Origin of the sequence: Sporosarcina sp. 6E9, assembly GCF_017921835.1 — a bacterium.
GTDB lineage: Bacteria > Bacillota > Bacilli > Bacillales_A > Planococcaceae > Sporosarcina.
Genome location: NZ_JAGEMN010000013.1, coordinates 1 through 1,482, shown reverse-complemented (window position 1 = coordinate 1,482; position 1,482 = coordinate 1). Strand labels below are relative to the sequence as shown.

1 protein-coding gene is annotated in these 1,482 nt (G+C 38.5%); it reads right to left on the bottom strand.

Annotated elements, in window-relative coordinates; all coding sequences use genetic code 11:
* Window positions 1–49: 49 nt before the first annotated feature.
* Window positions 50–1,374 (bottom strand): IS3 family transposase gene (locus J4G36_RS18220; protein WP_210471842.1). Its coding sequence is split into 2 segments (ribosomal slippage): window positions 50–996 and window positions 996–1,374, totalling 1,326 coding nucleotides; the frame shifts between segments, so codons are not numbered across the junction.
* Between the last annotated feature and the right edge of the window lie 108 nt (window positions 1,375–1,482).

Genomic DNA, 1,482 nt, shown 5'->3' with positions numbered 1-1,482 from the left:
TGAACTGCGCCCTAAATTTCGGACAGTTTAATAAAAGACCGGCTGCTTTTTAGGCAGCTATAAGATGGCTTCGATATTCAATCGGAGTCATCTTTTTTAGATTCCATTGTCTTCTTGATTCGTTGTAATAAATCATATATTGATCAATCATTTGTTTTAATTCTCCAAAGTTCTTTGCTTCTTTATAGTCCAATTCATCCTTCATGTGACCGAAGAAAGATTCCATTGGCGCGTTATCAAGGCAGTTGCCTCTCCGAGACATAGATTGCTTCAACTTCATTTTTCTTACACGTTTTTGAAATTCTGGATGCGTATAGTGAAATCCTTGATCAGAGTGAATCATTGCTTCCGGATGTACATTTCCTGCTATCTTGTCGTTTAATTTCTTGAGAGTCTTGTAAACAATCGACATCTTGAGAGTACTTGATAATTCATATGCGAGAATTTCGCGCGTTGCGACGTCCTTTACGCAAGAGAGATACGCTGTTTTTCCATGATATTTGAAATAGGTAATATCAGTTAAGAGCACCTTACCTGGTTCGTCTTGGGTGAATTTACGTTTCAATATGTTTGGTAATGTTTTGTGTTCCTGAGTCGCTTTGGCAATGTTTTTGTAAGGATTGGCACGTCGGACTTTCGCAAAAAAGTTATATTTGCGCATAAGGCGACGTATTTTCTTCGGATTTATCGGTGTTTCAAGCAGTTCGCATACCTTCATATAAATCCTGCGGTAACCAATTTTCCCTTTGAATGCATCGTAGATGCACTTTAAAAAAAGATAATCCTCATAGTCATTATTTTCTCGAATTTCATGTTTTTCCATGTTTTGTAACCAGTCATAATAGCCACTTCGACTGACATTTGCTTCTTTACATAGGACTGAAACACAATTTTGAAGTCCGTGTTTACGAATGACCTCATAGATTACCTCGTATTTTTCATGTGGGGCTACTTGCGTTTCATCGCCATCCTTTCTAGTACCTCTAGCTTTTTTAAAAGCTCATTTTCCGCTTCTAAATATTTAATACGCGCTTCGGCTTTCTCCAATTTCTTTTCAGCCGATAAGCGCTGTGTTGATGGGCGTCCGACGCTTCCTTTTCCTCGACGCTCTTCCAAAAAGCCATCTTCTCCATACGTTTGAAATGTTTTTCTCCATCCTTTCAAAGCACTATTCACACGTTCTCTTCCAATCATCTCTATATCAAACCCGTTTTCTATAAAGATTTGGGTAGGACCTTTTCCAGCCCGATTATCTTTAACGGCCTGTATTTTAAATGCCGGTGAATATTGAATTGCTCGATCAGACACAGAGGCGACATTTGGATTCATTTCCAATATTTTTCGTTGGTGTTCATTGAAATGGATTTTACTCATAGTATTTTCCCGCTCCTTCAAGTTAAGTCTAGTATAGCGGGTTTTTTCCATAGAAAAAACCCCGAAAGGGGTCTTTTTTAAAGTGTCCGCTTTTCGGGGTTCAGTTCA